This window comes from Streptomyces sp. NPDC004539 (assembly GCF_040610055.1).
Classification (GTDB): Bacteria; Actinomycetota; Actinomycetes; order Streptomycetales; family Streptomycetaceae; genus Streptomyces.
Genome location: NZ_JBEXLS010000037.1, coordinates 19266 through 45039 on the forward strand (window position 1 = coordinate 19266; position 25774 = coordinate 45039).

At 72.1% G+C, this 25774-nt stretch carries 24 protein-coding genes; 18 read left to right on the top strand and 6 right to left on the bottom strand.

Annotation, left to right across the window (positions count from 1 at the left end):
• Positions 1 to 133 precede the first annotated feature (133 nt).
• The 6 genes from ABZX85_RS45115 to ABZX85_RS45140 all read left to right on the top strand — a co-directional run bounded on the left by ABZX85_RS45115 (position 134) and on the right by ABZX85_RS45140 (position 8920).
• Complete coding sequence (locus ABZX85_RS45115; protein ID WP_355883383.1) at positions 134 to 1327, top strand: aminotransferase class I/II-fold pyridoxal phosphate-dependent enzyme; 1194 nt, start codon at positions 134 to 136, stop codon at positions 1325 to 1327.
• Between the two features lie 120 nt (positions 1328 to 1447).
• Entirely contained in the window at positions 1448 to 2740 is a 1293-nt protein-coding gene (locus tag ABZX85_RS45120; protein WP_355883386.1) for an amidohydrolase family protein, read from the top strand.
• Positions 2741 to 2885: 145 nt separating this feature from the next.
• Complete coding sequence (locus ABZX85_RS45125) at positions 2886 to 5081, top strand: MMPL family transporter (RefSeq protein WP_355883389.1); 2196 nt, start codon at positions 2886 to 2888, stop codon at positions 5079 to 5081.
• A gap of 60 nt (positions 5082 to 5141) precedes the next feature.
• On the top strand, positions 5142 to 6335 hold the full coding sequence (locus ABZX85_RS45130) for a sensor histidine kinase (protein ID WP_355883392.1): 1194 nt from the start codon (positions 5142 to 5144) through the stop codon (positions 6333 to 6335).
• A gap of 13 nt (positions 6336 to 6348) precedes the next feature.
• Positions 6349 to 7026, top strand: a complete 678-nt coding sequence (locus tag ABZX85_RS45135; RefSeq protein ID WP_355883395.1) for a response regulator transcription factor — start codon at positions 6349 to 6351, stop codon at positions 7024 to 7026.
• A 613-nt stretch (positions 7027 to 7639) separates the two neighbouring features.
• Positions 7640 to 8920, top strand: a complete 1281-nt coding sequence (locus ABZX85_RS45140; RefSeq protein ID WP_355883398.1) for a heterodisulfide reductase-related iron-sulfur binding cluster — start codon at positions 7640 to 7642, stop codon at positions 8918 to 8920.
• Positions 8921 to 9162: 242 nt separating this feature from the next.
• Here ABZX85_RS45140 and ABZX85_RS45145 read toward each other — a convergent pair whose 3' ends face one another.
• On the bottom strand, positions 9163 to 9942 hold the full coding sequence (locus tag ABZX85_RS45145; protein ID WP_355883401.1) for an SDR family NAD(P)-dependent oxidoreductase: 780 nt from the start codon (positions 9940 to 9942) through the stop codon (positions 9163 to 9165).
• A 72-nt stretch (positions 9943 to 10014) separates the two neighbouring features.
• Between ABZX85_RS45145 and ABZX85_RS45150 the strand changes: the two genes are divergently transcribed.
• The 6 genes from ABZX85_RS45150 (at position 10015) to ABZX85_RS45175 (ending at position 15887) form a co-directional block, all read left to right on the top strand.
• On the top strand, positions 10015 to 10473 hold the full coding sequence (locus ABZX85_RS45150) for a MarR family transcriptional regulator (RefSeq protein ID WP_355883404.1): 459 nt from the start codon (positions 10015 to 10017) through the stop codon (positions 10471 to 10473).
• Between the two features lie 81 nt (positions 10474 to 10554).
• Positions 10555 to 11691, top strand: a complete 1137-nt coding sequence (locus ABZX85_RS45155) for a molybdopterin-dependent oxidoreductase (RefSeq protein ID WP_355883407.1) — start codon at positions 10555 to 10557, stop codon at positions 11689 to 11691.
• A complete protein-coding gene (locus ABZX85_RS45160) occupies positions 11688 to 12092 on the top strand; it encodes a hypothetical protein (RefSeq protein ID WP_355883410.1) in 405 nt (134 codons plus the stop codon). Before ABZX85_RS45155 ends, ABZX85_RS45160 begins: the two co-directional genes overlap by 4 nt.
• A 71-nt stretch (positions 12093 to 12163) precedes the next feature.
• The gene (locus ABZX85_RS45165) at positions 12164 to 12790 is read left to right on the top strand and encodes an IS607 family transposase (RefSeq protein WP_355883413.1); all 627 of its coding nucleotides are present in this window, start codon (positions 12164 to 12166) and stop codon (positions 12788 to 12790) included.
• Positions 12787 to 14757, top strand: a complete 1971-nt coding sequence (locus ABZX85_RS45170) for a zinc ribbon domain-containing protein (protein ID WP_355883416.1) — start codon at positions 12787 to 12789, stop codon at positions 14755 to 14757. Before ABZX85_RS45165 ends, ABZX85_RS45170 begins: the two co-directional genes overlap by 4 nt.
• 77 nt (positions 14758 to 14834) lie before the next feature.
• Positions 14835 to 15887 (top strand): NAD-dependent epimerase/dehydratase family protein, encoded by a 1053-nt coding sequence (locus ABZX85_RS45175; RefSeq protein WP_355883419.1) that lies wholly within the window; start codon positions 14835 to 14837, stop codon positions 15885 to 15887.
• Between the two features lie 4 nt (positions 15888 to 15891).
• On the opposite strand, the gene ABZX85_RS45180 is transcribed toward ABZX85_RS45175, so the two are convergent.
• Positions 15892 to 17004, bottom strand: coding sequence for a HAMP domain-containing sensor histidine kinase (locus ABZX85_RS45180; RefSeq protein ID WP_355883422.1), 1113 nt, complete (start codon positions 17002 to 17004; stop codon positions 15892 to 15894).
• Entirely contained in the window at positions 16994 to 17713 is a 720-nt protein-coding gene (locus ABZX85_RS45185; RefSeq protein ID WP_355883425.1) for a response regulator transcription factor, read from the bottom strand. The genes ABZX85_RS45180 and ABZX85_RS45185 overlap by 11 nt, the downstream gene beginning before the upstream one ends.
• A gap of 137 nt (positions 17714 to 17850) precedes the next feature.
• On the opposite strand from ABZX85_RS45185, the gene ABZX85_RS45190 reads away from it, so the two are divergent.
• The 5 genes from ABZX85_RS45190 to ABZX85_RS45210 all read left to right on the top strand — a co-directional run bounded on the left by ABZX85_RS45190 (position 17851) and on the right by ABZX85_RS45210 (position 22665).
• Complete coding sequence (locus ABZX85_RS45190) at positions 17851 to 18528, top strand: glycosyltransferase family 2 protein (RefSeq protein WP_355883511.1); 678 nt, start codon at positions 17851 to 17853, stop codon at positions 18526 to 18528.
• Positions 18525 to 19181 carry a DUF2064 domain-containing protein gene (locus ABZX85_RS45195; protein ID WP_355883428.1) on the top strand — a complete coding sequence of 219 codons (657 nt, stop codon included), beginning with the start codon at positions 18525 to 18527 and terminating at the stop codon, positions 19179 to 19181. The genes ABZX85_RS45190 and ABZX85_RS45195 overlap by 4 nt, the downstream gene beginning before the upstream one ends.
• Positions 19178 to 19945 (top strand): class I SAM-dependent methyltransferase, encoded by a 768-nt coding sequence (locus tag ABZX85_RS45200; protein WP_355883431.1) that lies wholly within the window; start codon positions 19178 to 19180, stop codon positions 19943 to 19945. Before ABZX85_RS45195 ends, ABZX85_RS45200 begins: the two co-directional genes overlap by 4 nt.
• Complete coding sequence (locus tag ABZX85_RS45205; protein WP_355883433.1) at positions 19942 to 21426, top strand: glycosyltransferase family 87 protein; 1485 nt, start codon at positions 19942 to 19944, stop codon at positions 21424 to 21426. Before ABZX85_RS45200 ends, ABZX85_RS45205 begins: the two co-directional genes overlap by 4 nt.
• A 99-nt stretch (positions 21427 to 21525) precedes the next feature.
• Positions 21526 to 22665: an MFS transporter gene (locus tag ABZX85_RS45210; RefSeq protein WP_355883514.1), complete on the top strand. Its 1140-nt coding sequence runs from the start codon at positions 21526 to 21528 to the stop codon at positions 22663 to 22665.
• A gap of 32 nt (positions 22666 to 22697) precedes the next feature.
• Here ABZX85_RS45210 and ABZX85_RS45215 read toward each other — a convergent pair whose 3' ends face one another.
• Positions 22698 to 23270, bottom strand: a complete 573-nt coding sequence (locus ABZX85_RS45215; RefSeq protein WP_355883436.1) for a helix-turn-helix domain-containing protein — start codon at positions 23268 to 23270, stop codon at positions 22698 to 22700.
• Between the two features lie 139 nt (positions 23271 to 23409).
• On the opposite strand from ABZX85_RS45215, the gene ABZX85_RS45220 reads away from it, so the two are divergent.
• Positions 23410 to 24240, top strand: a complete 831-nt coding sequence (locus ABZX85_RS45220) for an oxidoreductase (RefSeq protein WP_355883439.1) — start codon at positions 23410 to 23412, stop codon at positions 24238 to 24240.
• A 148-nt stretch (positions 24241 to 24388) separates the two neighbouring features.
• On the opposite strand, the gene ABZX85_RS45225 is transcribed toward ABZX85_RS45220, so the two are convergent.
• Both ABZX85_RS45225 and ABZX85_RS45230 read right to left on the bottom strand, forming a co-directional pair.
• Positions 24389 to 24571, bottom strand: a complete 183-nt coding sequence (locus ABZX85_RS45225) for a hypothetical protein (protein WP_355883442.1) — start codon at positions 24569 to 24571, stop codon at positions 24389 to 24391.
• Positions 24572 to 24670: 99 nt separating this feature from the next.
• Positions 24671 to 25690, bottom strand: a complete 1020-nt coding sequence (locus ABZX85_RS45230) for a LacI family DNA-binding transcriptional regulator (RefSeq protein ID WP_355883517.1) — start codon at positions 25688 to 25690, stop codon at positions 24671 to 24673.
• Positions 25691 to 25774: the final 84 nt, after the last annotated feature.

Genomic DNA, 25774 nt, shown 5'->3' on the forward strand with positions numbered 1-25774 from the left:
GAGGCGCTCCCTACCACAATCGCGCACCCTCCCCGCGCGCAATTTACTGCCGACGTTGCCGAGAACCCGTTGATTCCGTATGCCGGTCGGCCACCCTTCAGTGGAGTCACCGAGGGTCCAGGGAAGGTCAGCCATGCCGGGCAAGAGCACCGTCACCGTCCACGCCGATCGCGACATCCACCCCAGCCGTTCCGTGGCGCCGCCCATCTACCAGACGGCCGCGTTCTCGGCCGAGGACGGCGAGGCGTTCGCCCTCGCCGCCACCGAGGCGCGCGGCAAGGACTTCTACACCCGCTTCGGGAACCCCAACCATGCCCAGGTAGCGGCCGTCGTCGCGGAGCTGGAGGGCACCGAGGCGGCCATGGTCACCGCTTCCGGGATGGCCGCGCTCACCACCGCTGTCCTGGCCCTGGTGTCAGCCGGGGACCACGTGATCGGTCAGAGGTCCACCTACGGCGGGACGGCCTCGGTCCTGCTGAACCTGCTGCCGCGCCTGGGCGTGTCGGCCACCCTGGTCGATCAGACGGACCCGGAGGCGTTCGAGAAGGCGCTCACCCCGCGGACCCGGCTGATCCTGGTGGAGACCCCGAGCAACCCGCTGCTCCAGATCACGGATCTCCGGGCCGTCGTGGAACTGGCCCACGCGCACGGCATGGTGACCATGGCGGACAACACCTTCGCCACCCCGCTGAACCAGCGTCCGGCCGAGTTCGGCGTCGACCTGGTCTGGCACAGCGCGACCAAGTACCTCAACGGCCACTCGGACGTCTCCGCCGGCGTGATCGCCGGGCCCGCCGCGCTGCTGGACCCGATCTGGGACGTCAGCCTGCTCACCGGCGCCACGCTCGGTCCGATCGACGCGTGGCTGCTGCTGCGCGGCATACGCACCCTGCCGCTGCGCGTACCCCGGCACAACGCCAACGGCCAGGCCCTCGCCGAGGCGCTCCACAGCCACCCGGCCGTGAGCCGGGTGCACTACCCCGGCCTGGCGTCCCACCCCCAGCACAAACTGGCCGTCGATCAGATGAGCGGATTCGGCGGGGTGCTCGGCGTCGAGTTCGCGGGCGGTTTCGGGACGGCCGACGCGTTCCTCGGCGAGCTCAGCTACCCGCGCCGCTCGGCCGGCCTCGGCGGCGTGGAGTCCCTGGCCGTGCATCCGGCGTCCATGTGGCGCGGGATGCTCAGCGAGGACCAGCTCGCCGAGTCGGTCCCTCCGGGCCTGGTCCGGCTGGCCGCGGGCACCGAGGACACGGCGGACCTGGTCGCCGACGTGCTCGCCGCCGCCGACGCCGTCCTGGACCCCTCGGCACCCGGGCCGACGCACTGACCGCGCGAGTGCCGCTCCCACCTCGCGGCGGTTCCGCACGGCTTCCCGCGAGCGGGACGCCGGCGGCCCCCGCACCATGACCGTGAACGACGCGAAGGCGTCCGTGAAGGAGTTCAACCGATGAAAACCCTGCTCACCGGCGGCACCGTGGTCAGCATGGACCCGGCCGTCGGCGATCTCGCCCCCGGTGACGTGCTCGTCGAGGACGGTGTGATCGTCGAGGTCGCCGCGCGGATCGACGCGCCTGACGCCGAGGTGATCGACGCGACCGACCGGATCGTCGTGCCCGGCTTCGTCGACAACCACCGCCACACCTGGCAGACCGCGTTCCGGGGGGCCGGCGCGGACTGGACGTTCGCCGAGTGGGCGGTGGCCATGCACGGCACCGTCAAACCCCACTACCGGCCCGAGGACGTGTACGCGGGCACCCTCCTCGGCCGTCTGGAGGCCCTGCACTCCGGCGTGACCACGATGCTGGACTGGTACCACGTCGCGGGGACCCACGAGCACGAGGACGCCGCCGTCGCCGCGCTGCGGGACGCCCCGGGACACTCGATCTTCTGTCTCGGTGCCGGCTGGGGCACCCCCGACCCCGTCGACAGCGACGTCCGCCGCGTCCGGGACGTCCTGCCCGGCGACGGCCCGGTCACCATGGCGCTCGGCCTGCGCGGCCCCGAGGCCACCGACCTGGACACGGTCGCCCGGGAGCTCAAGCTGGCGGCCGAACTCGGCCTGCGCACCAGTCTGCACGTCGACCTCACGACCGGGGCCGTCGCCGAACTCCACGCGCACGGTCTGCTCCGGGACACCACGACCTTCGTGCACGGCAACGGCCTCGGCGACGAGGAACTGCGGATGCTCGCCGACGCGGGCAGCTCCCTGTCGATCAGCCCGGACGTCGAGCTCAAGATGGGATTCGGCCGGCCGATGACCGGCCGGGCCCTGGCCGCCGGACTGCGCCCGACGCTCTCCGTCGACGACGTGCCCTCCGCCGCCGGCGACATGTTCTCCACGATGCGTACGGCCTTCGCCGTGCAGCGCGGCCTGGACGGCGGCCTGCGCTCCCGCGACCTGCTCTCGTTCGTCACCCTCGACGCCGCCGCCTCCTGCGGACTGGACGCCCGGACCGGAAGCATCACCCCCGGCAAGGACGCCGACATCGTCCTGCTGCGCGCCGACGACCTGACCGTCTTCCCGGTCACCGACCCGGTCGCCAGCATCGTCAGCGCCGGTCACCCCGGCCTCGTCGACACCGTCCTCGTCTCCGGCCGCGTCGTCAAACGCGACGGCGTGCTCGTGGACGTGGACCTGGCGGCGCTGCGGACCCGGCTGCTCGCGTCGCGCGAGCGGATCGCGGCGGCTGCGGGCATTCCGCTCGACGGCACCTGGCGCCCCCGGCCCTCGTCGGAATGAACGGGCGGGGAAGCTCGTCTGCTGCGGGCGCAGTAGACGCAAGTGTCTGCGATCGGCCAACGACGAGAGAACACGGAACTGCGAGCGTGAAAGCGGGCCGGGATCACCGGCCCACCGCACGGCGCACTTCGTGAAAGGCTCGTCCATGTCTTCTCTCGCCCGCTGGTGCCACAGGCACCGGCTCGCCGTCGTCCTGGTCTGGGTGGGCCTGCTGGTCGCCCTGGGCGGCGGGGTCGGCGCGGCCGGCAGTGCCTTCGGCAACAGCCCGACCTCGCAGGACACCGACTCGGCCCGCGCGACGGCCCTGTTGCAGCGGGCGTCCAACAGCGCGGCGGGCAAGAGCGGCCGGGTCGTCTGGCAGGTGAAGGGCGGCACGGTCACCGAACCCGCCGCCGAGCGGGCGATGACGGACGCGCTGCACCGCATCGCCGACGCCCCCGGGGTGGCCGCGGTCAGCAGCCCCTACACGCCTGAGGGAAAGACGCAGGTCAGCAAGGACGGCCGGACGGCGTACGCCACCGTCTCGTTCGCCCGGGAGGTGGCGGACGCACAGGTCGACCATGTGAAGGAACTCGCCACGGCCCCGGAGACGGGCAGCCTGCGCGTCGCGCTGAACGGCCAGGCGTTCACGGTCAACCCCGAGCCGAACGCGGTCGCCGACGCCATGGGCATCATCCTCGCGTTCCTGGTGCTGCTGTTCGTGTTCCGTGCCGTGTGGGTGGCCGCGCTGCCCATCATCACGGCGATCATCGGCGTCGGTACCTCCGCGGTCGCGGTCATGCTGCTCAGCCACGCCATCACCCTGTCCAGCACGACCCTGACCCTCGGTTCCCTGATCGGCCTCGGCGTGGGCATCGACTACGCCCTGTTCATCGTCAACCGGCACCGCGCCAACCTCATGGCGGGCATGGGGACGGCCGAGTCGGTCGCGAAGTCCCTCAACACCTCCGGCCGGGCCGTGGTGTTCGCCGGGCTGACCGTCGTCGTCGCGTTGCTCGGCATGCTGACCCTGAACGTCGGCATCATCAACGGGATGGCGATCGGCGCGGCCGTCACCGTCGTCCTGACCGTGCTGGCCGCCATCACCCTGCTGCCCGCGCTGCTCGGCATGATCGGCCCCCGGGTCCTCAGCAAGAAGGAGCGCCGGGAGCTGTCCGGCGGGACGCGGCGGACGTCTCCGTCCCGGCCCGGCCCGTGGGCCCGGTGGGCCGAGCGCGTCCAGTCCCGTCCCAAGGCGCTCGGTCTGGTCGCCCTCGCCGTGCTGACTGCGCTCGCGTTCCCGACGCTGTCGCTGCGCCTGGGCGCGTCCGACGACGGCAACCTGCCCACGACCTCGACGAACCGACAGGCGTACGACATGATCGCCGACGGCTTCGGGCCCGGCTTCAACGGCCCCCTCGTCCTGGCCGTCCAGGCCCCCACCGCCGCCGACAAGGCGGCCGAGGCGAAGCTCGTCACCGATCTGAAGCAGGTCGAGGGCGTCGCCAGTGCCTCCGCCGCCCCGTGGAAGGAGGGGCAGACCGTCGGCGTCGTCTCGGTCGTACCGACCACCTCCCCTCAGTCGGCGGCCACCTCCGACCTGATCCACCACCTGCGTGACCGGGTGATCCCGCCGGCCGAACGGGGTACGTCGATGAAGGTCTACATCGGGGGCGTCACCGCGAGCAACGACGACTTCGCGTCGACCCTGATGACCAAGCTGCCGGTGTTCGTGCTGGTCATCGCCGCGCTCGGGTTCCTCCTCCTGACCATCGCCTTCCGCAGCCTGCTCATCCCCGCCGTGGGCGCCGTCCTGAACATCCTCAGCATCGGGGTGGCCTTCGGCGCGATCGTCGTCGTGTTCCAGTACGGGTTCGGTTCGCCGCTGCTCGGGCTCGGGTCCGGCGGGCCGATCGAGTCGTTCGTGCCGATCCTGGTCGTCGGCATCATGTTCGGTCTCTCCATGGACTACCAGGTCTTCCTGGTGAGCCGGATGCGGGAGGAGTGGGCCCGCACCGGGGACAACCGCCGTGCCGTGCGGGTCGGTCAGGCCGAGACCGGCAAGGTCATCGCCGTCGCCGCCACCATCATGTTCTGCGTCTTCGGGTCCTTCGTCTTCGGCGGGATGCGCGTGATCGCCGAGTTCGGGGTCAGCCTCGCGGTGGCCGTCGCCGTGGACGCGCTGCTGATCCGCATGTGCCTGGTGCCGGCGCTCATGCACCTGTGCGGGAACGCGAACTGGTGGCTGCCGCGAAGCCTGGACAAGGCGCTGCCGAACGTGTCCGTGGAGGGGCCGGCTGACGAGCCGGCCGTGCCGCGGCACCCCGTGCGCGAACCTCAGCCGGCCGGGCTGGCCGACTGACGTCGACGCACCTGCGCGGACCCGGCATGCCGCCGGGTCCGCGCTCCTTACAGTGAGGGAGTGGACGTGAGAATGGTGTGGCGCCAGTGGCTGGCCCGTCATGACCGGGTCAGGGACGCGCTCCCCGCGGTGCCGCTGGCGGTCATCGCCGTGGCCGCGACCGCCGTGGGCAAGTCCAGCTGGCACGAGCCGCACTGGGCGGAGGCGCTGTGGACGGCGCTGTCCTGTGCGCCGCTCGTCGTGCGCAGCAAGTGGCCGCTGGGCGTCGCCCTGGTCACGCTGGCGAACGGTCTCACGCTGATGGCGTTCGCGCCGGGGACCGTCGCAGCGCCCGCGGCGGGGCTGGTGGCCCTGTACACACTCGCTGTCCTGGGCGAGCGGCGTACCGCGTGGGCCGTCGGGGTGGCCGCCGCCGTGGCGATCACCGGTGTCTTCGCCGCCACCCACTCCGAGTCCCTGGTGGGAGGGGCGAGTCTGCTGCGGTTGGACGCCGCGATCGCCGCCACCGCGATCGGCCGTGCCGTCCGCAGCCGCCGCGACCACCTCGCGCAGGCCAGGGCACGCGTGGAACTCGCCGAACGCAGGCAGGAGGAGGAGGCCCTGCGCCGGGTCACCGAGGAACGCGTACGGATCGCCCGTGACCTGCACGACGTCGTCGCCCACCACATCACTCTGGTCAACGCCCAGGCGGGTGTCGCCCATCATCTCCTGCACGACCATCCTGACCAGGCGTACGAGGCGCTCGCCCAGATCAAGGACACCAGCCGCGCCGCCCTCGATGAACTGCGGGCCACCGTGGGTCTGCTGCGCCAGCCCGACGACGCGCCCGAATCACGGGCCCCGGTCCCCCGGCTGGCCGATCTCGACTCCCTCGTCGACGGGATGCGCGCGGGCGGACTGCCTGTGTGGGTGGCGCGCACCGGCTGTCCCGTGCCGCTGGCGCCCGCCACCGAGCTGACCGCCTACCGCATCGTCCAGGAAGCCCTCACCAACAGCCACAAGCACGCGTACGCGACCCGGGTCGCCGTCGTGCTCGACTACGGCCCGCACACACTGCGGGTCACCGTGACGGACGACGGACTCCCCGGCGCGCCCCAGGGACCCGGCACCGGCCACGGGCTGATCGGGATGCGCGAGCGGGCCGTGGTCGTCGGCGGGACCGTCACGGCCGGCCCCCGGCCGGAGGGCGGCTTCCAGGTCGTCGCCGACCTGCCGGTCTCGTTCTCCACCGCCCCCGCCCCGAACGCCGCCTGAGGACAATCGCCCCATGACCATTCGCGTCCTGCTCGCCGACGACCAGGCTCTGCTCCGCGCCACCTTCAAACTGCTCATCGACGCCCAGCCGGACATGGAGGTGGTCGGGGAGGCGTCCAACGGACACGAAGCCGTACGTCTGGCCCGGTCCGAGCGCGCCGACATCGTGGTGATGGACATCCGTATGCCGGAAGTGGACGGCATCGAGGCGACCCGCCTCATCGGCCGCGACGAGGACCTCGCCGGCGTCAAAGTCCTCGTCCTCACCACCTTCGAACAGGACGAGTACGTCATCGAGGCGCTCCGGGCCGGTGCGAGCGGGTTCCTCGGCAAAGGCGTCGAACCGGCACAGCTCCTGGACGCCGTCCGTCTCGTCACAGCGGGCGAGGCACTGCTCTCCCCCTCCGCCACCAAGGGCCTCATCGCCCGCGTCCTGGCCCAACCCTCGCCGGACGGCCTCGTCGACCACGCACGCCTGGCCACACTGACCCCCCGCGAACGCGAGGTGCTCGCCCTGGTGGGCTCCGGCCTCGCCAACGGCGAGATCGCCGAACGCCTCTTCGTCACCCCCGTCACCGTCAAGACCCACGCCAACCGGGCCATGGCCAAACTCGGCGCCCGAGACCGTGCCCAGCTCGTCGTCATCGCCTACGAGACCGGTCTGGTCCGCCCCGGCGAGCGGCAGTTCTGACGAAGCGGACCGCTGCGGCGATGCGTCCGAGCCGCTGACTTCCCGGAAAGCGGACACCTCTGGGCTGTCGCCGCCGGGGGCGGTGCGTCGGCCCCACGGTCGTACACAGCGGCAGGCGCTCAAGGGCGCTTCACTCCATCTGCGGTCCGCCACCGCTCGGCGGGCGAGGAAAACGAGCTCTGCGCTCGGTCCACCGTCACCGTCGACCGCGCCCCGGAGGACGCCCTCCAGCAGGCCGACCGACTGGTCCGCGAAGCTCTGGAACCGGTGGCGCTGGAGTGGTAAGACGGTCGGCTGCTGGCCCGCTTCGAGGGCACCGCCACCGGCGTGACGCGACGGGCCCGGGTCACCGGCGTCCGGATCGGCACCCTGCCCTCCCTGTGGCCGTGGGTGGCCGCGCGGGCGTGCACACGCTCCGCCTGCCGGACATCACGGCCCCGGCGTTCTGGTCGCTCCGCGAGGACCTCGCACACCGAGGCGGCACCATGGCCGTCCTGCGCCGTGGGACCGAGGTGCCGGCGTGGGGCCCGCCGCCGGCATCCGTAGCCGTGATGCGGGCCGTCAAACAACGGTTCGATCCGTCGGACCGATTCGGCGCCGGAAGGTTCTCCCCATGGTTCTGAACTCGTTCGACGAGACGAATCCGCCCCGCCGGGAACTGCTGGACGACTGCGTCCACTGCGGCTTCTGCCTGCCCACCTGCCCCACCTACGTGCTCGACGGGAAAGAGACGGACTCGCCTCGCGGCCGTATCCAGCTGATGGACCTGGCCGAGCGGGGCGAGGTGCCGCTGGACGCCACGTTCGCCCAGCACTTCGACAACTGCCTCGGCTGCATGGCCTGCGTCACGGCCTGCCCCTCCGGAGTCAAGTACGACCGCTTGCTGGAGACGACCCGGCCACAGATCGAGCGCAACGTGCCACGCGCACCGGCGGACGCCCTGTTCCGCCGGCTGGTCTTCACCCTGTTCCCCCACCCCGGCCGGCTGCGCGCGGCCACCGTGCTCGGGCTGCTCTACCAGCGGACCGGCGCGCAGCGCCTCCTGCGCCGGTTCCTCCCGCCACGGCTGCGCGCCCTCGACGGTCTCCTGCCGCCGGTACGCCTGCGCGCCCTGTTCTCCCGCACTCCCGCCTTCGTACCGGCCCGGTCCGAACGGCGACTGCGGGTGGCCCTGCTGTCCGGCTGCGCCCAACGCGTCCACTTCAGCCACGTCAACGCCGCGACCGTCCGCGTCCTGTCGGCGGAAGGATGCGACGTCGTCGTCCCGCCCCGCCAGCCCTGCTGCGGCGCGCTGAGCATGCACGCCGGCCTGGACACCGACGCCGCCACGCGGGCGCGCCGGACCATCGACGCCCTCGGCGACCTGGACGTGGACGCGATCGTGGTCAACGTCGCCGGCTGCGGGTCCACGCTCAAGGAATACGGCGAACTGCTGCACGACGACCCCGACTACGCCCAACGCGCCGAGGCGTTCGCGGCGAAGGTCCGCGACGTGAGCGAACTCCTCGCCGAACTCCCCCCAGTCGCCCCGCGCCGACCGCTGCCCCTCCGGGTCGCCTACCACGACGCCTGCCACCTGGCCAACGCCCAGCGCATCACCGCCCAGCCCCGGCAACTCCTCACCACCATCCCCGGCCTCACCCTGCTGGACGTGGCGGAGCCGGACATCTGCTGCGGCTCCGCGGGCATCTACAACCTGGTCCAGCCCGAACCCGCCGAACGGCTCGGCCGACGCAAGGCGGAAAACCTCCTCGCCGGCCGCCCCGACGTCATCGCCACCGGCAACGCGGGCTGCCTCCTCCAGATCCGCCGCCACGCAGACGACACCACCATCCCCGTCGTCCACCCGATCGAACTCCTCGACGCCTCCCTCCACGGCGACGAGCCGGCGTAGCCGTCGGGGCGCACGGTCACGTTGCGAGTGCCCGGGTTTCCGCGACCCGGGCACCTGTACCCCACGGGCTGTCTCCGAGAAGGGCTACCCATCCGGCCGACTACCGGACCGCCCGTCCCGCGCCACGTTCTCCTGCCGGGAGCCGGGGGCTCGAAGCGCGCCGGCACACGCTCGACCGCGTGAGGCAGCGGGCACCGTGCCGGCCTCGCGTCCGCCGCGCCTCGCGGACGGGCATCTCGGTCCTACCGGTAGCGCGCGGCGAGGTCCTTGCGGCCACCGCCGTCCATCAACGCGGCCTCGCCGTTCAGCAGGGCTTTCAATGCGACGTCCTGGTCCTCCAGGCCGGGGACGCAGACGGTCTCTCCCAGGCGCAGGCCCGCCAGTCCCGCCGCGGCGACGTCCTCCGGGGACATGGCCGAGGGGACGGTGCGGCCGGAGCCGCCGTTCCACTCCGTCGCCACGATCCCGGGGCACACCACCAGGGCGCGCACCCCGGTGCCGGTGAGTTCCCCGGCCAGCGTGCGGGTGAAGGCGACGGTGGTCGCCTTGGCGGCGGCGTACAGGGTGCGGCGCGGCATGTGCGGGTTGTCCCGGCCCGCGCTGAACGCCAGGAGCGAGGCGACGGTGACGACGGAGCCTTCGCCGGCGGCGAGCATGCCGGGCAGGGCCGCGCGGGCCAGCTGAACCGGGGCGAGCGCGTTGAGGGTGAGCAGCCGGTCCACCTCGTCCGGCGCGACGTCCACGAGCGGGGCGTAGCCGCCGGCTCCGGCGTTACTGATCAGCAGCCGTACGTCCCCGGCGGCGAGGCGGGTGGTGACCGTGGCGATTCCGTCGTACGTGGAGAGGTCGGCGGCCAGGACCTCCGTCTCGGCACCGGCCGTGCGGAGTTCGCCGGCGAGCCGGTTCAGGCGGTCCGCGCGGCGGGCCACCAGGACGAGGTCGTGGTCGGGTGCGAGGAGTCGGGCGAAGGCGGCGCCGATCCCGGAGGACGCGCCCGTGACAAGTGCGAGAGGTCGTGACATGCGATGAGCCTTCCTCATCCACTTGTCTAGTGTCAAACGTTTGATGGTTATGAACCGGTGTACTGTTCGCGTGTGGCAGGCAGAGAAGAGGACGGGCCGATGGCGGCCGACGCCCTGGAGCGCGTGGTCTGGGCCCTGCGTCGGACCGAGGTTGCGGTGCAGGGGCTCAAGGAGCAGCGGCTGCGTCCGCTGGGGATGGCCGTGGCCCACTACCAGTTGCTGATCCTCGTCCACTCCGAACCCGGTCTGACCGGAGCGGAGGCGGCCCGCCGGCTGAACGTCACCCCGCAGGCGGTGGCGTCCCTCGTCGCCCGGCTGGAGAGCCGCGGGCAGGTCGAGCGGCGCGCCCATCCTCGCCACCGCCATGTCCAGGAACTCCACCTCACGGACACCGGGCGCGCGGCGCTGCGGGCGGCCGACGCCGAGATCACCGAGATCGAACGGCGCGTCACGGCCGCCCTGGGCGCGGACGGGTCCGTGCGGCTCAAGGAGTTGCTCGACCAAGTGGCCGACGCGGTCGCCGGACTCTGAGCCCCCCGGCTCCCGGGAACGTCCGCGTTCCGTAAGGGTTCGCTTGTTCCGATGCGCCCGCCCGCCCAGTGGGATGGGAGCATGAAACTCAGGCTCTCCCCGCCGGTGTTCAGGGGCGGACTGCACGACGCCCGTACGGCGACCTCGATCGGCCGCTGGCTGGCCCCGGCGTTCGCCGTGTGCTTCGTGACCGGGCTGGTCAGCCATGTCATGCAGCATCCGCCGGGATGGTTGGCGGACGCCATCCCGAGCCGGCCGTCGTGGGGGTATCGGCTCACGCAGGGGCTGCACGTCGCGTCGGGAATCGCGGCGATCCCACTGCTGCTGGCGAAGTTGTGGGCGGTGTATCCGCGGTTGTTCGAGTGGCCGCCGTTGCGGTCGGTCCGGCACGCGCTGGAGCGGCTCTCGGTCGCGGTGCTGGTGGCGGGCTCGGTGTTCGAGTTGGCCACCGGGCTACTGAACACGGCCCAGTGGTATCCGTGGCCGTTCTCCTTCGTGCCCGTGCACTACGCGGTGGCGTGGCTGGTCGTCGGGACGCTGGTGCTGCACATCACCGTCAAGGCGCCGCAGATCGAGGCGCATTGGACACGCCGGTCCCCCGGAACACTGGCCCTGCCCGCACAGGACGTACCTGACCGCCGTTCGCTGCTGGCCGCGGTGGGGGCGGCCGTCGGGGCCGTCACGCTCACCACGGTGGGCCAGTCGTTCACGCCGCTGAAGGACTTCGTCCTGTTCGCTCCCCGGCACCCGGACAAGGGCCCGCAGGCGCTGCCGGTGAACCGGACCGCCGCCGCGGCCGGGGTGGGCCGGATCGCCGCCGAGGAGTACCGCCTGACGGTGGCCGGCCCCCGGCCGTACACCCTGACCCTGGCGGAACTGCGCGATCTGCCGCAGTACGAGGTCGAGTTGCCGATCGCGTGCGTCGAGGGCTGGAGCAAGTCGGCGCACTGGACCGGCGTACGGGTCGTGGATCTGCTGGAGCGCGCGCAGGCGCCTGCGCGGGCCCGGGTCCGGGTCGTGTCGTTGCAGCTGCGGGGCGGCTACCGGGTGTCCGAGATGGGGCACCGGCACGCCCGCGACCCGCTGACCCTGCTCGCCCTGCGCCTCAACGGCGAGGAACTCGATCCCGACCACGGCTATCCGGTGCGGCTCATCGCCCCCGACCGGCCGGGGGTGCTCCAGACCAAGTGGGTCGGCCGACTGGAGGTGCTGGCGTGAAGGCGGCGCGTGTGGTGGCAGGGGCGGTCGGCGTCGTCCTGATGGGCGTCGGGGTGTCGTTGCTCGTGGACGTCCGCGATCTGCCAGGCGTGCTGCTGTGGCTGGGCGGGGCGGTCGTCCTGCACGACGCGGTCCTCGCCCCCACGGTGCTGCTGGCCGGGCCGCTCCTGGTGCGCGGCGGTGCCCGGGGGCCCGTTCGGGGTGGCCTGCTGGTCGCGGGAGCGTTGACGGTGGTGGCGCTGCCGGTGCTGCTCCGGCCGGGCCCGAAGCCCAACTCGTCGGTGCTGCCGTTGGACTACCCGCGCAACTGGCTGCTCGCGCTGGCCGCGGTGACGGTGGCGACCGCGCTCGTCCTGGTGGCGCGCAGGGTCCGGCGCGGTCGCCGGCCGTCCGGGGGCTGACGCGGGGACAGCCGGAAAGGCTCACCAATTTCATTAGTCATCCCTAGTGTTATGTATGTATCGTCGTGCACATGGAGTTGCTGCGCATGTCCAAGGCCGCGAAGCGTCTGGGGATTCACCCGATGACGCTTCGCCAGTGGGCTGTCGACGGCAAGATTCCGTTCTCCTGGGTCGGCCGTGAGCGCCGGTTCTCCTCGGTCGATGTGGAGAACATGAAGCGCGGAAGCGGCTCCGCAACCTCCCGTCCGAGGCGGGAGGTTCTGTATGTGCGTGTCTCGGGATCGTCCGGGCAGGAGTCCTCGCTGGCCGCGCAGGAGGAGGAGTTGCGGGCCACCTCCAGGGGCGAGGTCGTGAAAATTGTCAAGGACCGTGGCTCTGGCCTGCGGGAGAACCGGCCCGGCCTGAATCGGGTGCTGGCGATGGTGTCCGACGGCTCGGTGAGTGTGGTGCGGGTGACGCATGAGGACCGTCTCGCCCGGTTCGGTGTGGGCTGGCTGAAGCGTCTGTTCGCCGTGTACGGCGTCACACTCGAAGTGCTGCACCCGAAGAAGTCCGGCGGCCGGGATGAACTCCTCGACGACTTTGTCTCGTTGGTCACCACGTTCGCGGGCCGTTTGTACGGGATGCGGTCAGCAGAGGCCCGCAGACGGCTGCTCGCTGAGACCGGCCAGTGCGCTGATGACGGTGGCGGCCGGTGAGCCGGAAGCTGCCGCTCGCCGAGGGCGAGACCTCCCGCACCGCATGCGCCCGTGGCTTGTTGCGCACGGGCGCGGATGAGAGGACCGGCGAACTCCTGTCCGCCGCTGCGGTGGCGGAGCGTGTGGGCTGGTGCGCGGGCCTGGTGTCGGGCATGGTCGGTGCGCTGACCGTCGCGCACTGGAACACCGCCGACGTCGACACCCTGGCATCCGGCGAGGACGCGGGGGGCAGGAAACTGCCGTCGAACGCGTGGATGGCGCTGCGCCGCCTGGGCTGGGCCGCCCGGCCGCCCGAGGGTGTCAAGGCCAACGATCGCATCGTGCGGATGGCCCAGGAGCAGGCCGGGCGTGCCCTGCGGTCGGCGAAGTGGCGCGCCGCCCTGACGGCCGGTGTGCTCAAGACGTGGCCCGCCGATCCGACGAAGCGCACCACAGGCGAGTGGGACGCGGTGCGCGAGGCGGTACCCGGCGGCCAGTTCCTGCCGTCCAGTGTGATCAAGTCCCGTACCCGGCAGGCTGCGGCGTTCGTCCGGAGGAACGGCCGGATGCCGGTCGATGTGTTCGAGTTGGAGCCCACGCCCCGGATCGCACACATGCTGCTGCTCTCGGCGTGTGACGCGCAGCAGGCCACCATCGAACGCGCCGACGAAGGCGGCCGCGCTCTGCTGCGGCTCCAACTGCCCACCCGCCCCGACCCGGCCTCGTACAAAGACTGGGCCTGGGTCGCCTGCCCCATCGTGCTGCCTGCGACGATCCCGGCCGGTGCGGTGCTGCACCTGCCCACCCTGCATATCCACCAGGGCCGGGTCCGGGCCGATCTCGCCTACACCCACGCCGTTCCCAGGGCTTCCCGCACCGGTCACACCATCGCGCTGGGCGTGGACTGGGGCCTGAACACCCTGCTGTCCGCCGGAGCCGCACGCCTGCACGACGACGGCCAGATCACTGCCCTCGGCTCCGGTGGACAGTTCCGCGCCGCCGGGGTTCTCGCCAAACAGCACCGGCTCCGGCGCCTGTCCGAGCACCTGCACGCCAAGTCCGACCACTACCAGCGGCTCACCGGCGGGGACGAGCAGCATTCGCTGACCGCCAGGCACACGGTCCTGTCCGATGAGATCCGGCACGTCTGTGACCGGCGTTCCCACCTCAACGACGCCCTCGCGTCGGCTGCCGCGCGCTGGACAGTGGACCAGGCCATCACCGCCTCGGCCACGGTGATCTACGTCGAAGACCTGCGGTCGATGGAAGCCAAGGGCATGGGCCGCACCATGAACACCCGCCTCTCCCAGCAAGTGCGCGGACAGATCGTGGACCGCATGCGCCACCTCGCCGCAGAAGTGGGGATCGCCCTCGTCACCGTCCCGGCGCGCAACACTTCCAAGCACTGTCCCCATTGCCTCACCCCGCTGCGGCACCGCAAAGCCCCCGACCGGCCCACCACACCCGGATGGAAATGGGCCCTCTGCCCCTCCTGCCGGTGGCAGGGCGACCGCGACGACGGGGCGTGGCGGCGCATCGCCGCACGTGGCCTCGCCCACCAGACCAAGACCGTCACGGACCGCACCAGCGGCGCGATGGCGATCCGCACAGTGGTGGACACGCTCGAAGCGGGCGCGGTCGTCACGCCGAGTACCGACAACACCAGCCGGAACGACCGGTCCAAGACCGGCCCCACCCGGCCTCGAACCACACGTCCGACGCCCGGGCGACGCCGGACACCCTCCCCTGCCAGACCTTCGGGTCCGGCGGGCCAGCGTCCGGAGGGACACGCTCACACGGACCGGAACCGGCTGCCCCGCGCAGCCCACCGGCACCAGGGCGTGACAACGATCAGCGCACCCACCAACAAGCACCAGCCACGAGGAGCGGCACTGGGCGCAGGCTTCCACCTGCACGCCCACGCCACCCCTCCACGGTGGACAATCCCGTTGCCAGACGCTACGTCTGACATGGGATCGCTTAGCTGATTAGAGACGCTTACGAACCCCTGACGTCCCCGGCGCGGGCGGCCCGTGTCCGGCCTCGCGGCCCTACGGTCGTAGGCATGTTGATCCTGGTCACCGGAGGCGCGGGCTTCATCGGCTCGCACATCGTCACCGCTCTCACCGGCGCCGGGCACGAGGTGCGTGTGCTCGACGCCCTGCTGCCCGCCGCGCACCGTTCGAAGCCGCCGATTCCCGGCGGGGTGGACTGGCGCCACGCCGACGTCCGCGACGGGGCGGCGGTGGCCGACGCCCTGCGGGGCGTAGACGCGGTGTGCCACCAGGCCGCGATGGTCGGTCTCGGCAAGGACTTCGCCGACGCCCCGGACTACGTCTCCTGCAACGACCTCGGCACCGCCGTACTCCTGTCCGGGATGGCCGGGGCCGGCGTACGGCGTCTGGTGCTGGCGAGTTCGATGGTGGTCTACGGGGAGGGGCGGTACGCGTGCTCGCGGCACGGCGTCGTACGGCCGGGGGCGCGCCGGGTGAGGGACCTGGAGGCGGGCCGTTTCGAGCCTCCCTGTCCGTACTGCGGGGAGGAGTTGGCGTCCGGCCTGGTGGAGGAGGACGCCCCGGCCGATCCACGTAACGTGTACGCGGCGACCAAGCTGGCTCAGGAACATCTGGCGGCGTCCTGGGCACGGGCGACCGGCGGCCGGGTCGCCGCCCTGCGCTACCACAACGTGTACGGCCCGCGCATGCCCCGGGACACTCCCTACGCGGGCGTCGCCTCCCTGTTCCGGTCCGCGCTGTCGCGTGGGGAGGCCCCGCGTGTCTTCGAGGACGGCGGGCAGCGGCGGGACTTCGTCCACGTCCGGGACGTCGCCAGCGCCAACCTCGCCGCTCTGAACGGCCTGGACGAGTTCGCGGCGGGCGGGCTACGGGCGTACAACGTCGGCAGCGGGGACCCGCACACGGTGGCGGAGATGGCCACGGCCCTGGCCAGGGCCTATGACGGTCCGATGCCTGTCGTCACGGGGGAGTTCCGGCTCGGCGACGTCCGCCACGTCACCGCCTCCTCCCAGCGGCTGCGGGACGAACTCGGCTGGAAGCCGGAGGTCGGCTTCCAGGAGGGCATGACGGAGTTCGCGACGGCACCGCTGCGGGCGGGGTGATCCCTCAGACCACCGCGGGCAGGTGCACCTCGAACCGGCAGCCGCCCGGCACGTTGCGCACCGCCGCGCGTCCTTGGTGGGCCTCCACGATGCCGCGCACGATGGCCAGTCCGAGTCCCGCGCCGGCCGGCGGCGTACGGGCGTCCGTGCCCCGCCACCCGGTGTCGAAGACGCGGGGCAGGTCCTCCGGGGCGATCCCGCCGCATCCGTCGGTCACCGAGAGCACGACCCGGTCGGCCTCACGGCAGGCAGAGACGGCCACCGTGCCGTCGGCGGGTGTGCGGCGGATCGCGTTGACCAGCAGGTTGGCGAGGACCCGGGACATCTCCCGGCCGTCGACCTCGACGGGGACGGGTTCGACACCGTGGCCCACGAGCCGTACGCCGTGCTCCCTCGCGAGCGCGTCGACGCCGGCCATGGCGTCGCCCACCAGGTCGTAGACGGACATCCTCGCCGGGGACAGGGCCAGTACTCCGGCCTGGATACGGGAGAGTTCGAACAGGTCGCCGACCATGGCGCTCATGCGTCCGACCTCCGTGCCGATGCGGGTGAGGTAGACGTGCGGATCGTCGGCGATGCCGTCCTCCAGGGCCTCGGTCATCGCCTGGAGGCCGGCCAGCGGCGTACGGAGGTCGTGGGAGATCCAGGCGACCAGTTCGCGCCGGGAGGCTTCCAGGGTCCGCTCCCGTTCCCGGGAGGCGGCGAGTCTGGCGCTCGTGGCAGCCAACTGGCGGCCCAGCTCGGCGAGTTCGCTGGTGGGGGCGGCGGGCGGCGGGGTGAAGTCGCCGTCGTCGCCGAGGGCGCGGGTGGCTTCGGCGAGTTCCCGGCTGCCCTTCACCACGCTGCGGCCCAGGAGGAGGGCGACGGCGAGCGAGACGACGGCGGCCATGGCGCACACCGTCGTCACGACCCACAGGTCGTGGTCAGAGAGGAACATCGCGCGGGCCACGATCATGGTCCCGGCAAGCATCGCCGCCACGGTGACGCCGGCGACGACGGCCAGGGATACGGCAACGGACCGCTTCCGCAGCGCCCACAGCAGCACGACGCCCACCAGTCCGGCACCCGCCGCGCCGATCGCCGCGTAGAGGGCGATGAGGAGGGTGTCACCCAGCATGTCCGGCCTCCGTCCCGTGCGCGAGGGGAGGGTCGAAGCGGTAGCCGACGCCCCACACGGTGCTGATCAGCCGGGGGCTCGCCGGGTCGTCCTCGACCTTCTCGCGCAGGCGCCGCACATGGACGGTGACGGTCGACAGGTCGCCGAACTCCCAGCCCCACACCCGCTGCATCAACTGCTCCCGGCTCGTGGCCTGCCCGGGATGCCGGAGGAAGAACTCCAGCAGGTCGAACTCCCGGATGGTCAGGGCCAGTTCGCGGCCGTCGCGGGTGGCGCGCCGGGCGGCGGGGTCCAGGGCGAGCGGGCCGGACCTCAGCCACGCTCCCGCCGCCCCGGCCGGGGCCGCCGCGCCCGCCCTGCGCAGCACGGACTCCACCCGCAGCACCAGCTCGCGGGGGCTGAAGGGTTTGGTGACGTAGTCGTCCGCGCCGACCTCGAGGCCGAGGATGCGGTCCTCCTCGTCGCCGCGCGCGGTGAGCATGATGACCGGCACGGGGCCGGCCGTGCGGATGTGGCGGCAGACCTCCAGTCCGTCCATGCCGGGCAGCATGAGGTCCAGCACCACGAGGTCGGGGGGCCGCGCGGCGGCCCGGGTCACGGCGGTCGGGCCGTCGTCGGCCACGTCCACGGCGAACCCCGCCCGGCCCAGGTATCCGGCGACGACCTCGGAGACCGTGGGGTCGTCGTCCACGACGAGTACATGTTTCACGCCACGAGTCTCACACCGGGAGGACGCGGTGTGCGGCGGCCGGGATGCGACGTCAGCGTTCCGTAAGGACGCCAAGTCCGTTATGCACCTTTCGGGTTCGTAGGGTGAGTGGCGTGATCGAGACACCCCCTTCTTCCGTGGACGTCGTGCTGCCCTGCCTCGACGAGGCCGAGGCCCTGCCCTGGGTGCTGGAGCGGATTCCGCCGGGCTGGCGTGCGATCGTCGTCGACAACGGTTCCACCGACGGCTCCCCCGGCATCGCCCGCCGCCTGGGCGCACACGTCGTCCACGAGCCGCGCCGCGGCTTCGGCGCCGCCTGCCACGCGGGCCTCACCGAGGCCACCGCCGACACGGTCTGCTTCTGCGACTGCGACGCCTCCCTGGACCCCGCCCTGCTGCCCGCCGTCGCCGGTCCCGTCCTCGACGGTACCGCCGATCTGGTCCTCGGCCGGCGCCGGCCCACCGCGCGCGGTGCCTGGCCTGCGCACGCGCGCCTCGCCAACCTGGAGCTGGCCCGCCTGGTCCGCCGCCGTACCGGGCTGCGCCTGCACGACCTCGGTCCGATGCGTGCCGCGCGCCGGGAGGCCCTGCTCGCCCTGGACCTCACCGACCGGCGCTCCGGCTACCCCCTCCAGATGGTGGTCCGCGCCGCCGACGCCGGCTGGCGGGTCACCGAGACCGACGTCCCCTACCTCCCGCGCACGGGCCGCTCGAAGGTCACCGGCACGTGGCGCGGCACCTGGCAGGCCGTACGCGACATGCGTGACGTCCTCGCCGAGCCGCCGGCCGTCCGCACCTCGGGAGCCGCCCGGTGAACTCCCGCTCAGCGGCGCCGAGTCCGCTCACCCTGCTGGTCATCGCGAAGGAGCCGGTCCCGGGGCGGGTGAAGACGCGCCTCACCCCGCCTTACACCCCCGAGGAGGCCGCCGCCCTCGCCGAGGCCGCGCTGACCGACACGCTCCACACGATCCTCCAGATCCCCGCGAGGCGCCGCGTCGTCGTCCTCGACGGCTCCCCCGGTCCTTGGCTGCCGCCCGGATTCGAGGTCGTCACCCAGGTGTCCGGAGGTCTCGACGAACGCCTCGCCGCCGCGTTCGAGGGCTGCGGGAGCGGTCCCGCGCTCCTGGTCGGCATGGACACCCCGCAGCTCACCCCCGGTCTCCTGGCCGGCGTCGGCGAGGACGGGAACGACGCCTGGTTCGGCCCGGCGGACGACGGCGGCTTCTGGGCCCTCGGCTTCGCCGACCCCGCCCGCTGCGGGGCGCTCGTACGCGGCGTCCCGATGTCCACCGACCGCACCGGAGCCGTCCAGCGGAGCAGGCTGGTGACGGCGGGGCTGACGGTCGCCGACCTGCCTGTGCTGCGCGATGTGGACACCGCCGCCGACGCCGCCTCGGTGGCCGCCCGCTGCCGGCCCGGCTCCCGCTTCGCCGCCGCCCTCGGCTCGCTCGCGCGGGTCGCCGGATGAGCACCACGACACCGGGGAAGACCGGATCACGTCCCCTCTCCGAGCGCCTCACCCCGGCGACCTGGACCGAGGACCTCTACGGCCGCGCCCTGCGCACCGGTCGGGGCCCGCTGTTCCTGCGCCGCGTGTCACCGCACCCTGCCGAGGCGGCCGAGCTGCTGCCCCTGGACGTGGAACGCTTCTGCGCCCCGCCCGACACCGCCGACGAAGGTGTGCTGCGCCGCTGCGAAGGGCCCGTCCTGGACGTCGGCTGCGGCCCGGGGCGACTGGTGACCGCTCTGGCCGCCGCGGGCGTACCGGCGCTCGGGGTGGACGTCAGCCCGGCCGCCGTCGCCCGTACCCGCCGCCACGGCGCAGCCGCCCTGCGGCGGTCCGTGTTCGACCGGCTCCCCCGAGAGGGCCGCTGGTCGACGGCTCTGGTGATGGACGGCAACATCGGCATCGGCGGCGACCCGGCCGCGCTGCTGGCCCGGCTGCGCGAGCTGCTGCGCCCCGGCGGACGTCTGCTGGCCGAGACCGCCGTCCTCGACGTGGACGAGCGCCTCGTCGTCCGCGTCGAGGACGGTCACGGCCTGCACGGACGCCCCTTCCCCTGGGCACACGTCGGCACCACCGCGCTCCTGCGCGCCGCCGAGGCCGCCGGGTGGGTCCCCACCGGCCGGTGGACCACCGACGACCGCGCCTTCCTCGAACTCCGCAGCCCCTACAGGGAATTCCACGCCGTCCCCGCTCCCGCGTCGCGTGAAGGGCGGGCCCGTCCATGACCGGGGCCACCACACTGCTCCGGCGGAATCCGGCACTCTTGCCCACGCGTTCCGGTGCGCGCCTGAGAACCGCCGCGACCGCGCTTCTCGTCACGGCTCTGGCCGCCGTGATCGCCGTGACGCTCCAGGCCGGGGACAACAAGCACGCCGCGGGCCGGCTGCTGGCCGGATACGCCGTGGCCTGGGTCCTGTTCGCCGCCGCCGTGCGGACCGTGCGCAAGCTGCCGGTCCGGACCGCGACCTTCCTCGTGCTCGCCGGGTCGGCGGCGGTCGCCCTGGCCGGGCTCACCGCGCCGCCCCGCACGAGCGACGACATGTACCGCTACGCGTGGGACGGCCGTGTCCAGGCCGCCGGGATCTCCCCGTACGCCTATCCGCCCGCCGCGCCCGAACTCGCCCGCCTGCGCGACGAGTGGCTGTTCCCCACCGAGGGGAACTGCGGGAGCTGGGGTCTCACCCGCACCGGCACCGGCCTGTGCGTCCGCATCAACCGCCCCACCGTCCCCACCATCTATCCCCCGGTCGCCGAGGGCTGGTACCTCGCCGTGCACACCCTCTCCCCCGCCGGGAGCCGCCACAAGCCGCTCCAGGTCGCGGGAGCGGTCCTCGCCTTCGGTACGACCGTCGCCCTGCTGCGCGTCCTGCGCCGCCGAGGCGATCCCCGGCGGGCTCCGGCCCGCGCCGCGCTGTGGGCATGGTGTCCGGCGGTCGCCCTGGAGGCGGTCGACAACGCCCACATCGACACCCTCGGCGTGCTGTTCCTCGTGCTCGCGCTCGGCACGGCCACCGCGGGAACCCGACGCGGCGCGCTGCTCGGGGCCGCGATCGCCGTGAAGATCCTTCCCGTCCTCGCCCTGCCGGGAGCCCTGTCCGGGCAGCGGGGCCCGGCCCGCGTCCTGCGCGTCGTCGGAGCGGCACTCGCCACCGTCGCGCTCGCCTACCTCCCCTACGTCGTCGCGTCCGGCCCCGACGTGCTGGGCTATCTGCCGGGCTACCTCCACGAAGAGGGGTACGACCCCGGCGACGTACGCCGGTTCGCCCTGCTCCGGCTCCTGTTGCCGGACACCGCCGCGGAACTGACGGCGGCCGGTGTGCTCGTCCTGACCGGCCTGTACGTGTGGTGGCGTGGCGACCCCGACCGCCCCTGGCGCGGCGCCCTCCTGCTCACCGGCACCGCACTGCTCCTCTTCTCCCCCAACTACCCCTGGTACTCCCTGCTGGTGATCGCGCTCGTCGCCCTGGACGGCCGCTGGGAGTGGCTGACCGTCTCCCTCGCCGGCACCGTCCTCTATCTCGCGGGCCCTTTGCTGCCCGGCTTCCCCGTCCAGGCCGCGGCCTACGGCGTCGCGGCTGTCTCGGTCATCGTGGGCGCGTGCCTGCGCTCCGCCGGAGTGCGGCGGATTCACTCAGGCCGAACCGTCGCACCACGTTGGTATACCAAAACTCGACACCGTGGGCTACCTTCACAGAGCGAGCGGTGACCGTGGCTGACGATGTGAGGATCAGTGGAGACAGGTTCGATTCGGCACGAGTCCGCGCCGGCTGCGGACGAGTCCACCGGGAGGCGTGAGTGGCTTTCCGTGTGGGCGGTCGGGTTCTCCGTCTTCGTGGTGACCACGACCGAGATGATGCCGGTCGGGCTGCTGCCGAAGATTTCCGGCGATCTCGATGTGAGCGTCGGAACCGCCGGGATCGCGGTGACCGCGTTCGGGCTGATCGCGGGTCTGTCGGCACCGGTGGCTACGGTACTCGGCAGTCGCATGGACCGGCGCACCCTGCTTCTGATGATTCTCGCGGTGTTCACCGTCGGAAACTCCGTGGCCGCCGTCTCGCAGACCTACTGGCTCTTCATCGTGTCCCGCATAGCGACGGGGATGCTCCACGGGCTCATGTGGTCGATCGTCGCCACCATCGCGATTCGGCTCGTCGCCGCCAAGGACGGCGTGAAAGCCACGTCCATCGCCTTTTCCGGGATCTCGATCGCGTTGGTGCTCGGTGTGCCGTTCGGGAGTCTGCTCGGGAATCTCAGTGGGTGGCGATCGGCTTTCGCGTCGCTCGCGGTTCTCAGTGGGGTGACCCTGCTGGTGATTCGCATGCTGGTCCCGGAGCTGCCCTCCCAGTCCGTCCTCCGGGTTCGCGATTTCGGGCCTCTCGTACGGTCCAGGGCTCTGCTGGGAGCGCTGCTCGTCACCTTCGTGGTGGTGGTCGGCAACTACGCCGCGTACACCTACATCTCGCCGTTCCTCTCCGACAGTCGCGGGGTCTCCCTGTCGATGATCGGTCCTTTCCTTCTGGTGTACGGGATCTCCGGTGTCTTCGGGAACTTCCTCGCCGGTCATGTGCTGAGCAGGAGCCGCTCCGTGTCCACGGTGCTGGGCGGGCTCGGCCTCATCGTCACGACGGCGCTGGCGCTCCTGCTGGTCCTCGACGTGCGCGTGGGCGTGATCGTCCTGCTGGTCGTCTGGGGCATGGCGTACTCGGGGATACCGGTCGTGCTCCAGACACTGGTCCTGCGCAGCGGCGGGGAGAACGGGCAGGCGGCTGCCTCGATCTACGTCCTCGTGTTCAACGCCTCCATCGCCATGGGGGCACTTGTCGGCGGCGTGGCCATCGACAGCCGTGGACCTGCCGCACCGATATTGGTGGGCGCGGTCTTCTGCGCGGTGAGCGTGCTCGCGAACGTCACGATCATCCGGGGCACGGCCGCCGACCGGAACTGAGCCGGTGCGGAAGTGTGGCGCGGCCGAAGATGTCAGGCCCTGCCGGTGCGGGTGTGAGTAGTGAGGCCGGTGAGGACGAGGGTGAGCCAGCGGCTGCGGTGCGCGGAGGGCTGGCTGGTGGGGGCCGTGGAGATGAGCAGATAGATGTCGTCCACGCCGACGTCGGCGTGGACGTCGCCGTCCGCGATGGCGACGGCTATCAGCTCCTCAAGTGCCGTGCGGGCGCGCAGTTCGACATCGGGGTCCAGGTGGGCACCGAGGGTGCCGGCGGCGGCCTTGACGGCGTGGTTGGTGGCGGTGGCTTCGACGACGCGGGCGAGGAAACCGGTGATCTCTTCCAGGGCGCGCGCACCCTCGGCGGCGCGCCGGCGGGCGGCTTCGACGTCGTCGGCGATACGACCGCTGTACTCGGCCAGCACGGCGGCCACGAGATCGGTCTTGGTCGGGAAGTGCCGGTAGAGGGTGCCGACGGCAACGCCTGCGGCGGCGGCGATCTCGTCCATGCCCGCGTCGGGTCCGTTGAGGGTGATCTGCTCGCGTGCCGCGTCGAGGATCTTCTTACGGTTGCGGACCGCATCGGCGCGTGGGGCTCGGGCTGGGGTCATGCGGGGCTCTCGCTCTCCGAAGGGCCGGTGGCGGGTTCGCTGCCCCGGTGGGCGGCTCTGGACTCTGGACTTGCATTAACGTGAACCGCGGTTCATAGTAGTTCATGAACCAACGTTCACTTTACCTCCGGGAACCTCCATGTCCAAGACCGCACTCGTCACCGGCGCCTCCTCCGGCATCGGTGAAGCCACCGCCCTCAAGCTCCAGTCCCTCGGCTACACCGTCTACGGCGCGGCCCGTCGCACCGACCGCCTCCAGAACCTGGCCTCCAAGGGCATCCGCCCCCTCGCCATGGACGTCACCAGCGACGAATCCATGCAGGCCGGCGTCGAACGCGTCATCACCGACACCGGACGCGTCGACGTCCTGGTCAACAACGCCGGGTACGGCTCCTACGGCGCCGTCGAGGACGTCCCCCTGTCCGAAGGCCGCTACCAGTTCGAGGTCAACGTCTTCGGCGCCATGCGCCTGGCCCAGCTCGTACTGCCCCACATGAGGGCACAGAAGTCCGGCAGCATCATCAACGTCACCTCGATGGGCGGAAAGATCCACACCCCGCTCGGCGGTTGGTACCACGGCACCAAGTTCGCCCTCGAAGCCCTCAGCGACTGCCTCCGCCTCGAAACCAAGCCCTTCGGCATCGACGTCGTCGTCATCGAACCCGGCGGCATCGCCACCGAATGGGGCTCCATCGCCGCCGACGGCCTGCGCAAGGCATCCGCCGACGGCGCCTACGCCGAGCAGGCCGACGCCGTCGCCACCTCCATGACCTCCGAGGCCAACGCCAAGCGCATGTCCTCCCCCCAGGTCATCGCCGACGCCATCGGCAAAGCCGTCACCGCCCGCAAACCCAAGACCCGCTACGCCGCCGGCTTCGGCGCCCGCCCCATGATCACCCTCCGCAGCGTCCTCTCCGACCGCGGCTTCGACAGCTTCATCTCCCGCGCCACCGGACTCCCACGCACCTGAAAGACCACGAGCACCTGCCCGGCAGACGCACCGTCCGCTGCCCCAGCTCGGACCCCTCGCCCCGCGGCGCACAGCCCTCCCGGAGGGGAGAAGCAGCGCGAACGAGCCTCAACCGGCCGTGGCGCGGTACGGAGTCCGGACTGCCCGATCAACCCTCCGGCCGAAGCCGCTGACGAGCGGCCGCAAGCCGCTGTTCATAGTCAGGCGCGAACAGCTCAGGAAGCGCCTTGTCGAGCGTTCCGGCGATCCGATGGATCGGCACCCAGACCGCCGGATCGTCCACCACGCAGCTGAGGTCCGTCATCTGAAACTTCTCCAGCCAGTGCGACATCCCCCGTGAACTCCTACGCCGGCAACCCTCAACACCCTTACCGGACCTTCCACAAACGCGCCCGTCGAACAACCCGGAGCACCCCGGTCCCGCTCTCCGTCAAGAAAGCCGACGCACCGACTGACGGATCACCAACTGCGTACTGAGGATCACGTAGTCGTCCCCGGTCATCCGCTCCTCCCGCTCCACCGCCAGCCGAACCGCCGTACGCCCGAGGTCCTCGTACGGCACCCGGACCGTGGTGAGCGCGGGGGTGAGGTCCGCGGCGAAGGGGACGTCGTCGAAGCCGACGAGGGAGACGTCGCCGGGGACGTCGAGGCCGGCGTCGCGGAGGGCGGCCAGTGCGCCCAGGGCGACCATGTCGGTGCCCGCGGCGATCGCCGTGAAGTCGAGGCCGGCGTCGAGGGCCTGCCGGGTGCGCTGGTAGCCCGAGACGCGGGTGTAGGCGCCGGGGAGGTCGAGTTCCTCGTCGTACGACACTCCGTGGGCGCGCAGGGCCTGCGTGTAGCCGTCGCGGCGCTGGTCGCTGGTGCTGTTTCCGGGGATGCCGCCCAGGAAGAGGAGACGCCGGTGCCCGGCGGCGAGAAGGTGGTCGGCGGCCTGGAAGGCTCCGCCGCGGTTGTCGTACTCGACGACCGTGACCGGCAGGTCGCCGGGCAGCGGAGGGCGGCCCACCAGGACCAGCCGCGAGCCGGCCGCGTCCAGCGCCCGGGCGTACTCGGTCATCCGCCGGAGGTACGCCTCGTCCTGCGAGGCCCCGCCGACGAGGACGACGGCCGCCGCGTGCTGCTCACGCATCATCTGTACGAGGTCGTCCTCACGGTCCTCGTCGCCGTGCGTCGCGCAGACCAGGCTCAACTGCCCCCGGGTCGCCGCCTCCTGCTCCACTCCGGCCGCGACATGGGCCAGCGACGGGCCGGTGATGTCCTTCAGGACGAGGGCGACGGGTCCGGCGACGCGGCCGGAGAGCGCCTTGGCGTGAACGTTCACGACATAGTGCAGGGACTCGACCGCCGCCATGACCCGCTCCCGGGTGACCGCCGCGACGGGGTAGTTGCCGGCGAGCGTGCGGGAAACGGTTGCTACGGACACTCCGGCCCGCTCGGCGACGTCCCGGATCGTGCTCGGCCGGTCGTCGTCCTTGCCGCGGACCCGCCGACGCCTTGCTGTCCTGGGGGTGGTGGGACTCGCTCCGGAGCCGTT

Bases quoted from the DNA above. Each gene is read 5' to 3' on its own strand.
- ABZX85_RS45115 (WP_355883383.1), top strand. From the start codon at position 134: ATGCCGGGCAAGAGCACCGTCACCGTCCACGCCGATCGCGACATCCAC.
- ABZX85_RS45120 (WP_355883386.1), top strand. From the start codon at position 1,448: ATGAAAACCCTGCTCACCGGCGGCACCGTGGTCAGCATGGACCCGGCC.
- ABZX85_RS45125 (WP_355883389.1), top strand. From the start codon at position 2,886: ATGTCTTCTCTCGCCCGCTGGTGCCACAGGCACCGGCTCGCCGTCGTC.
- ABZX85_RS45135 (WP_355883395.1), top strand. From the start codon at position 6,349: ATGACCATTCGCGTCCTGCTCGCCGACGACCAGGCTCTGCTCCGCGCC.
- ABZX85_RS45140 (WP_355883398.1), top strand. From the start codon at position 7,640: ATGGTTCTGAACTCGTTCGACGAGACGAATCCGCCCCGCCGGGAACTG.
- ABZX85_RS45145 (WP_355883401.1), bottom strand. From the start codon at position 9,942: ATGTCACGACCTCTCGCACTTGTCACGGGCGCGTCCTCCGGGATCGGC.
- ABZX85_RS45155 (WP_355883407.1), top strand. From the start codon at position 10,555: ATGAAACTCAGGCTCTCCCCGCCGGTGTTCAGGGGCGGACTGCACGAC.
- ABZX85_RS45165 (WP_355883413.1), top strand. From the start codon at position 12,164: ATGGAGTTGCTGCGCATGTCCAAGGCCGCGAAGCGTCTGGGGATTCAC.
- ABZX85_RS45175 (WP_355883419.1), top strand. From the start codon at position 14,835: ATGTTGATCCTGGTCACCGGAGGCGCGGGCTTCATCGGCTCGCACATC.
- ABZX85_RS45180 (WP_355883422.1), bottom strand. From the start codon at position 17,004: ATGCTGGGTGACACCCTCCTCATCGCCCTCTACGCGGCGATCGGCGCG.
- ABZX85_RS45200 (WP_355883431.1), top strand. From the start codon at position 19,178: ATGAGCACCACGACACCGGGGAAGACCGGATCACGTCCCCTCTCCGAG.
- ABZX85_RS45205 (WP_355883433.1), top strand. From the start codon at position 19,942: ATGACCGGGGCCACCACACTGCTCCGGCGGAATCCGGCACTCTTGCCC.
- ABZX85_RS45215 (WP_355883436.1), bottom strand. From the start codon at position 23,270: ATGACCCCAGCCCGAGCCCCACGCGCCGATGCGGTCCGCAACCGTAAG.
- ABZX85_RS45220 (WP_355883439.1), top strand. From the start codon at position 23,410: ATGTCCAAGACCGCACTCGTCACCGGCGCCTCCTCCGGCATCGGTGAA.
- ABZX85_RS45225 (WP_355883442.1), bottom strand. From the start codon at position 24,571: ATGTCGCACTGGCTGGAGAAGTTTCAGATGACGGACCTCAGCTGCGTG.